Genomic DNA, 6,183 nt, shown 5'->3' on the forward strand with positions numbered 1-6,183 from the left:
GCCCCTGTTTCCTCCACCTGCGCAAGGAGTGTGTCCGTCATGCCCGAAACCGTCCACGACCCCCGCCTGCACCCGGTTCCGGTGGCCGGGGCCGCGTTCGTCCGGCCCGGCCACCGTCACTACTTCACCGGCACTTGCGAGCGCGCCCCCTACCGGCTGCGCCGCTACGCCTTCCCCGGCCTGGGCGAGGTGATGCCGCTGGTGCGCGCGTTCCTGGACACCTGCGCCGCCCACCGCGATGCCGACTACCGGTACCTGTTCACCCTGTTGGGCTCGGAACTGGCCGCCAACGCCGTGCGCCACTCCCTGTCCGGACGCCCGGGCGGCCACTACACGCTGCTGGTCCACCGCAACCGCCACGGCCTGCACCTGACCTGCCGCGACCTGGGCGCCGCCACCGGCGAGGACACCTGCCTGTCTCCCGGGCGGCTCCCGGCGGAGGCCGAGACGGGGCGCGGTCTGGCCCTGGTTGACGCCCTGGCCACGGACTGGGGCGACAACGGCTACGCCCGCTGCCGCACGGTGTGGTGCTACCTCGCCTACGACCTCCAGGGGAGCCGCTGGAGGGAACTCGCACTCATGGCCTGAAGCCTCCGCTCGACCCCAACGAAAAGGGGCCGGTACGAAGACGGGCCCAGAAGACGCGCCAACGCCTTCTGAGCCCTTGATCCCGAACTCCTATCTGCGAAAACCAAGAAAACAGGATCCGATGCGCCACCCTATCCCGCGGCCCCGCCGCTCCGACGATGACCGACGTGCTCCGCTCCTGCCGCTGCCCCGCAGGCGGCCGCTCATCGGCCCGGTCTGCCCGGCCTGCGAGCACCCCTCCTGCCGGGCCCGCCGCGCCCAGCGCCTGCCCCGCCTGGGCGGGCACCGCACCGAGTTCGCCCCCGAACACGCACGTGCCGCAGCCGTCCAGGCCCGGCACCCCGGCCTGATCGTCTACTACGGGGAGGCCACCCAGTCCTTCTGGGCCGTCACCCCCACCGGCCTGCTGGAAGCCCCCGACACCGACGCCCTGCTGCTCGCCTTGTGGCAGCACACGCGAGCTTCCGAACAGGTTCGGGTGCCGGTGCTCACCTGAAATCGTTGATCGTCTCGACCTTCGACGGGGCGGTGCCGCGTACGCGCGGTATCGCCCCTTTTCGTCGTGTCTGAAGGCCCTCTGATCACGGTTTGAGAGCCCCGTGAGAGTGCTCTGATCACCACGGCCCACCCCCAGACGGGGACTCGATGTCGCATCCCCCTCCCGCACCGGCTTCTTAAGAGAACAGAAAGCAGGAAGAAGAGAAGACCACCACGGGAGGATACGTATGGGTGACGGGGACGACTACGAGCAGGCTCTGATGAGGCTGGTACCGCGGATCACGGACCGGGACCGGAGGATCCTGGTGGGGTTGTGGGAGCACCGGGTGATGACCACCCACCACCTGCACCGTATCTTCTTCCCCCACGCCGGGGGCCGCCGGGCCCGGTACCGGTTGCTGGCCCTGCACCGCTACGGGCTCATCGACCGGTTCCGCCGTCACGCCCACGACCGCAACGCTCCCGACCACTGGGTGCTGGCCCCCACCGGGGCCGCCCTGGTCGCCCTGCACCGCGGCGAGGACCTGCCCCTGGGGCGTCATCGGCACGACCGGGCCCTGGCGCTGGCCTACGCGCCGAACCTGCCCCACATCCTGGGATTGGCCGAGACCCGCGCCGCCCTCTACGAGGCCGCCCGCGAAGCGGGGGCCGAGGTGGTGCGGTGGGTGGGCGAGCGCGAGAGCGCCCGCCGCTGGAACGACTACGTGGTGCGCCCCGACGCCCACCTGCGCTGGCGTCAGCACGGACGGGTCCTGGACGCCTTCCTGGAGTACGACACCGGCACCGAGAACCTCAACCAGGTGCAGTGGAAGCTGCCCGGGTATCGGCGTCTGGCCGAAGCGACCGGTCGGCCGGTGGTGGTGTTGTTCCTGTTCCACTCCCAGCAGCGTGAGGACAACGCGGCCCGCAAGTTCGCCGAGTACTGCACCGGCACCCTGGGGGTGTACATGAGCACGTACACGCGGCTGTACACCCTGGGGGCGGCGGAGCCGATCTGGAGGCTGGCGCACTGCCGAGACCGGGCACCCCTGGGAGAGATCTCCTTGGCCTACCCCCAACGGGTGAGGCAGGTGGAGTGACCTCCCCTGAGGTGGGGGCGTGCGCGGGGTGCCGATCGGTGGGCCTGTGACTGCTCCGGCCGTTGCTCCGGCCCCTGCTCCGACTGCCGCTCCACTTGGTGGTCCGGCCTTGGGTGGACCACCCTGGGGGCGTTATCAGTGCAGGTGGCGCGGGCTTGGGGGTGGTCCACCGGCCGCCCAGGCTGTATACCGAGTTCGGTAGTCCTCTTCACGTAGGGCGGGCGGGCCCGAGGGTGTGCGGGGGCGCGGGCGCCCCCGCACACCCCTGAACCGTGCCCGGTCTCGCCCAGGTTCTCCTGCTTCTTTCCGTCTGGAAAAGACGCACCTTCCTGACCACCAGGAAGGTTGGTCTTCACCAGCAGGCAGGCGCCCGGTGAGGGCGTCCGCCGGTGCGAGGGCGAGGTTGATGATGCACACCCCTGCCGCGCCACCTCCGCCCGACCGGTGGTGTTTTCTCGCGAGGGTGTCGCATCGGCTGCCTCGCGGGTCTTGTTCTAGGGACGACATCGGGGCGAAGAGCGGCGAGGACGGCCGCGCCGCCCCGGTGACGGAACAGGTGGTGCGTGTTGGGGGATCGGCGGCAGCGGGCGCGTGGGGCGGACGTCGGGCCACCGGCCCCGGACCGGGCGCCCAGACACCAGTCCAGGGCGACGGGCGCGCACGGGCCCTCTGGCGGCCCCACAGCGCCCGGGCGCGGGCCCGGGGGCTGGTGGGCGTACGCGGCCTGCCGGGGCCTGGACCCGGATCTGTGGTTCCCGTACCAGGGCGGGTCGGTGCGGGCAGCCAAGCGGGTGTGCCGGGCCTGTCCGGTCCGGTTGGCGTGCCTGGCCGAAGCGGTGCGGCGCGGCGAGCTGTACGGGGTGTGGGGCGGGGCCTCGGAGGAGGAACGGCGCGGGTTCCGCGCAGCGGTCCGCCAACAACGGGATGGAGGTGACCATGGCCGGGAGCGCGCCGCCTGACAGCGGGGGGAAACCAGAGGCGGGGGAGGTGCCGGGGCGGTTGTTGACGATCCCGGAGGCGGCCCGACTGCTGGCGGTGCCGGAGTCGTGGCTGCGAGAGCGGGTCCGCCTGCGCAGGGTCCCGCACCGCAGGCTCGGCAAGCACGTGCGGTTCACCGCCCGGGATCTGGAGGAGATCGTGGAACGCGCAGCCCAGCGCGAGGTGGCGCCGAGACGGTTCGGCAGGTAGCCCGGAAGCCGGGGGAGGGGCGGGCCCTCGCGGGCCCGCCCCTGCTTGTGTACCGCCGGTTCAAGAGATCAGGCGCAGGTGCTGTTCTCCGCCCGGGTCGGTGTGCGGGTCGGTGCCCGTGGGCGGGCCGTCGATGGCCTCGATCATGGTGTCGTCGATGTCGGTGACCAGGTGCCCGTACCGGTCCATGGTCGTGGTGATCGAGGTGTGTCCCAGGCGGCGCTGGATCTTGAAGACGTGCACGTCCTTGTCGATCAGCCATGCCACGTGGGTGTGGCGCAGGTCGTGGATGCGCGGCTTCTTGCCCAGCCCTCGCCGCTGGGCCTCCTTGACGCCGGGTGCCCACCTGCGCCCGTAGAAGGAGGAGTGCCGCCACCACGACCCCTGGTCGGTGGTGAACACGAACTCCTCGGCGCCCTTGCCCTCCAGCCGGGGCCGGATGAGGTCGATGGTGCCCGGGGACAGCGGTATGCGGCGGCGGGAGCTGCGGGTCTTGGGAGATCCCAGGTGGAAGGTGTTGTCCGGGCCGCGCTTCCAGGCCCGGCGCACGTCCAGGTGGCCGCGCGCCCGCCGCTGCCCCTGGGGCCCGATCACGGGGGTGAGGGTGATGTCGCGGACCTGGAGCGCGACCAGTTCGCTGTAGCGCATCCCCGTGCGCACCAGGACCTCGACCATGTCGCGCACGTCCGGATGCATCGAGTCCCGCAGCAGGGCGAACTCCTCGCGGGTGAGGAAGCACATCTCGCGGTCGGCGGTGTCGACGCGGGGCAGGCGGGTGCGGGTGGCCGGGTTGGAGGGCCGGATAGGCGGGTCCTCGCGGACGGCGGCCTCGCAGATGGTGAACAGCAGGCCGTGGAGGTTGTGGATCGACTTCGGGGACAGGGGCCGCCGGAGCCAGCCGTCGCGGCCCGCGGGCGCCAGAGCTGAGCCGGGCCGGTGGCGGGGGTCGGGGACGCCGGTGCGCAGGTGGTTGACCCAGGCCCGGACGTCCTTGGGTGTGAGCTGGGCGGTGTCGCGCAGGTCGGCGGTGCCGAAGCGGGGGACGAGGTGGCGTTCGAGGTCGCGGCGGTAGTCGGCGCGGGTGCGCTCCTCGATGCCGGTCATCGAGCCGATGAGGTCGCGGGCGAAGTCGGCGAACAGGACCGGTTCGGCCTCGGTCTCGGGTTCGGTGTCCTTCTCGGTCGTGACCCAGCCGTGGCCGGGGATCCAGCCTTGCGCCCAGCCCTGGCGGGGGATCCAGTTCTCGGGCCAGTGGTGTCCGGCGGCCTCGACGTGGAGTTTGAAGGTGTGGGCGTCGGCGCGGGTGTCGAAGGGTTCGGACTGGGGTGCGCCCTTGCGGGTGCCGCCGAGCCGCCATTTCACCCAGTAGCGGGTGCGCCCGTCGGCCAGTTCGCGCTGGTTGATGGTTGCCATGGTGCAGACCATCGCTTGGGTCGGGGCCGAAGCGAAGGGAATCGGCGGAAGATCTCCGGAGATCTTTTGCGCTGGTCAGAGCGGGTGCGGTCGTGGTCGAACGCGTGGTCGGCGTGCACCCGGGTGCACCACCCGCTTCATCGGTGAGTGACGGGATGGGCGGTGCGCACTCACTGGGTGGATCTTTACCCCCGTGCACCCGCTGGTGCGCCCCCGGGAACGCGAAAGCCCCTGACCGGTGCGCATCCGCGCTGGTCAGGGGCTTTCGCTCGTGGGGTGAGTGACGGGACTTGAACCCGCGACTTCTTGGACCACAACCAAGTGCTCTACCGGCTGAGCTACACCCACCACGTGCGCCGGGCCTCGCGGCCCTGCGTACGTATGAAATCTTAGCGGATTCCCGGGAGTGCTTCGATCAGTTTTCCGGGGAGTCCTCGCGCGGCTCCACGCGGCCGGTGCCGCCGGCGACCACGTCGGCGGCGATGGCGCGGGCCGTGGCGGAGTTCGGGCCCGGTTCGGGGACGAACGCGGCGGCGCGATAGTAACGCAGCTCACGGATGCTCTCGGTGATGTCGGCGAGGGCGCGGTGGCCGCCGTTCTTGTCCGGGCTCGCGTAGTAGACGCGCGGGTACCAGCGGCGCAGCAGCTCCTTGATGGAGGAGACGTCGACCATCCGGTAGTGGAGGTACTGGTCGATGCGCTTCATGTCGCGGGCGAGGAAGGTGCGGTCCGTGGCGATGGAGTTGCCGCACAGCGGGGCCTTGCCCGGTTCGGTGACGTAGCGGCGGATGTGCTCCAGGACGGCGTCCTCGGCCTCTTGCAGGGTCACGCCCTTGTCGAGTTCGGCGAGCAGGCCGGAGGTGGTGTGCATGTCGCGGACGAAGTCGCCCATGGCGTCCAGTGCGGCCTGCGGGGGTTTGATCACGACGTCGATCCCCTCGTCGAGGATGTTGAGCTCCCCGTCGGTGATCAGACAGGCCACCTCGATCAGCGCGTCGTTCTCGAAGTCGAGGCCCGTCATCTCGCAGTCGATCCACACCAAACTGTCGTTCATACGGCCAGCTTAGGGGTTCGGGGGCGAGGGCCCGGACACGCCGCGGGGCGGCCTCCGGCGGAGGCCGCCCCGGGTGGGGACGCGGTCAGTCCCAGATGAAGGGGTCGGAGACGCCCGGGGGTCCACCGAGGTCGAAGAACAGGTACAGCCAGTCCCAGTAGCCCCAGAACTGGACGAAGCCCAGGCCCAGGAGCACCAGCAGGACCAGCAGGAAGGTGAAGCAGCCGCATCCGCAGCCGCCCTTTTTCTTCTTCGGCGGCTGGGGCTGGGGCGGCTGCTGCGGGTAGGGCTGGTGGCCCGGGGCGCCCGGGTGCGGGCCCCAGTGGGGATGCTGGGGGCCGCCGTGGGGTGCGGGCGGGCCGC

8 protein-coding genes and 1 tRNA gene are annotated in these 6,183 nt (G+C 71.1%); 5 read left to right on the forward strand and 4 right to left on the reverse strand.

All coding sequences use genetic code 11. The features are described from left to right. The first annotated feature begins 39 nt into the window (after positions 1–39). The 5 genes from QJS33_RS26325 (at position 40) to QJS33_RS26345 (ending at position 3,353) form a co-directional block, all read left to right on the forward strand. Positions 40–588, forward strand: a complete 549-nt coding sequence (locus QJS33_RS26325) for an ATP-binding protein (protein ID WP_306370771.1) — start codon at positions 40–42, stop codon at positions 586–588. A gap of 121 nt (positions 589–709) precedes the next feature. Then, positions 710–1,084 (forward strand): hypothetical protein, encoded by a 375-nt coding sequence (locus tag QJS33_RS26330; RefSeq protein ID WP_306370772.1) that lies wholly within the window; start codon positions 710–712, stop codon positions 1,082–1,084. A 229-nt stretch (positions 1,085–1,313) separates the two neighbouring features. Continuing rightward, positions 1,314–2,165, forward strand: coding sequence for a replication-relaxation family protein (locus QJS33_RS26335; RefSeq protein ID WP_306370773.1), 852 nt, complete (start codon positions 1,314–1,316; stop codon positions 2,163–2,165). Positions 2,166–2,728: 563 nt separating this feature from the next. Beyond that, positions 2,729–3,124 (forward strand): WhiB family transcriptional regulator, encoded by a 396-nt coding sequence (locus QJS33_RS26340; RefSeq protein WP_306370774.1) that lies wholly within the window; start codon positions 2,729–2,731, stop codon positions 3,122–3,124. Between the two features lie 40 nt (positions 3,125–3,164). After that, positions 3,165–3,353 (forward strand): helix-turn-helix domain-containing protein, encoded by a 189-nt coding sequence (locus QJS33_RS26345; protein ID WP_306370775.1) that lies wholly within the window; start codon positions 3,165–3,167, stop codon positions 3,351–3,353. A 60-nt stretch (positions 3,354–3,413) separates the two neighbouring features. Here the strand turns inward: QJS33_RS26345 and QJS33_RS26350 are convergent, their stop codons facing one another. From QJS33_RS26350 to QJS33_RS26365, 4 genes are all read right to left on the reverse strand, one after another. Beyond that, positions 3,414–4,766, reverse strand: a complete 1,353-nt coding sequence (locus tag QJS33_RS26350; RefSeq protein ID WP_306370776.1) for a site-specific integrase — start codon at positions 4,764–4,766, stop codon at positions 3,414–3,416. 272 nt (positions 4,767–5,038) lie between these two features. Next, positions 5,039–5,114 (reverse strand) — tRNA-His (locus QJS33_RS26355). 67 nt (positions 5,115–5,181) lie between these two features. Then, positions 5,182–5,820 carry an oligoribonuclease gene (orn, locus tag QJS33_RS26360; RefSeq protein ID WP_306370777.1) on the reverse strand — a complete coding sequence of 213 codons (639 nt, stop codon included), beginning with the start codon at positions 5,818–5,820 and terminating at the stop codon, positions 5,182–5,184. 85 nt (positions 5,821–5,905) lie between these two features. Continuing rightward, positions 5,906–6,183, reverse strand: a 278-nt coding sequence (locus tag QJS33_RS26365) for a hypothetical protein (RefSeq protein ID WP_306370778.1), incomplete at its 5' end; no start/stop codon positions are given.

This window comes from Nocardiopsis sp. CC223A (assembly GCF_030766825.1).
Lineage (GTDB): Bacteria > Actinomycetota > Actinomycetes > Streptosporangiales > Streptosporangiaceae > Nocardiopsis.

Excerpts from the sequence above, each read along its gene's own strand:
- QJS33_RS26335 (WP_306370773.1), top strand. The coding sequence starts at position 1,314 with ATGGGTGACGGGGACGACTACGAGCAGGCTCTGATGAGGCTGGTACCG.
- QJS33_RS26325 (WP_306370771.1), top strand. The coding sequence starts at position 40 with ATGCCCGAAACCGTCCACGACCCCCGCCTGCACCCGGTTCCGGTGGCC.
- orn (WP_306370777.1), bottom strand. The coding sequence starts at position 5,820 with ATGAACGACAGTTTGGTGTGGATCGACTGCGAGATGACGGGCCTCGAC.
- QJS33_RS26350 (WP_306370776.1), bottom strand. The coding sequence starts at position 4,766 with ATGGCAACCATCAACCAGCGCGAACTGGCCGACGGGCGCACCCGCTAC.
- QJS33_RS26330 (WP_306370772.1), top strand. The coding sequence starts at position 710 with ATGCGCCACCCTATCCCGCGGCCCCGCCGCTCCGACGATGACCGACGT.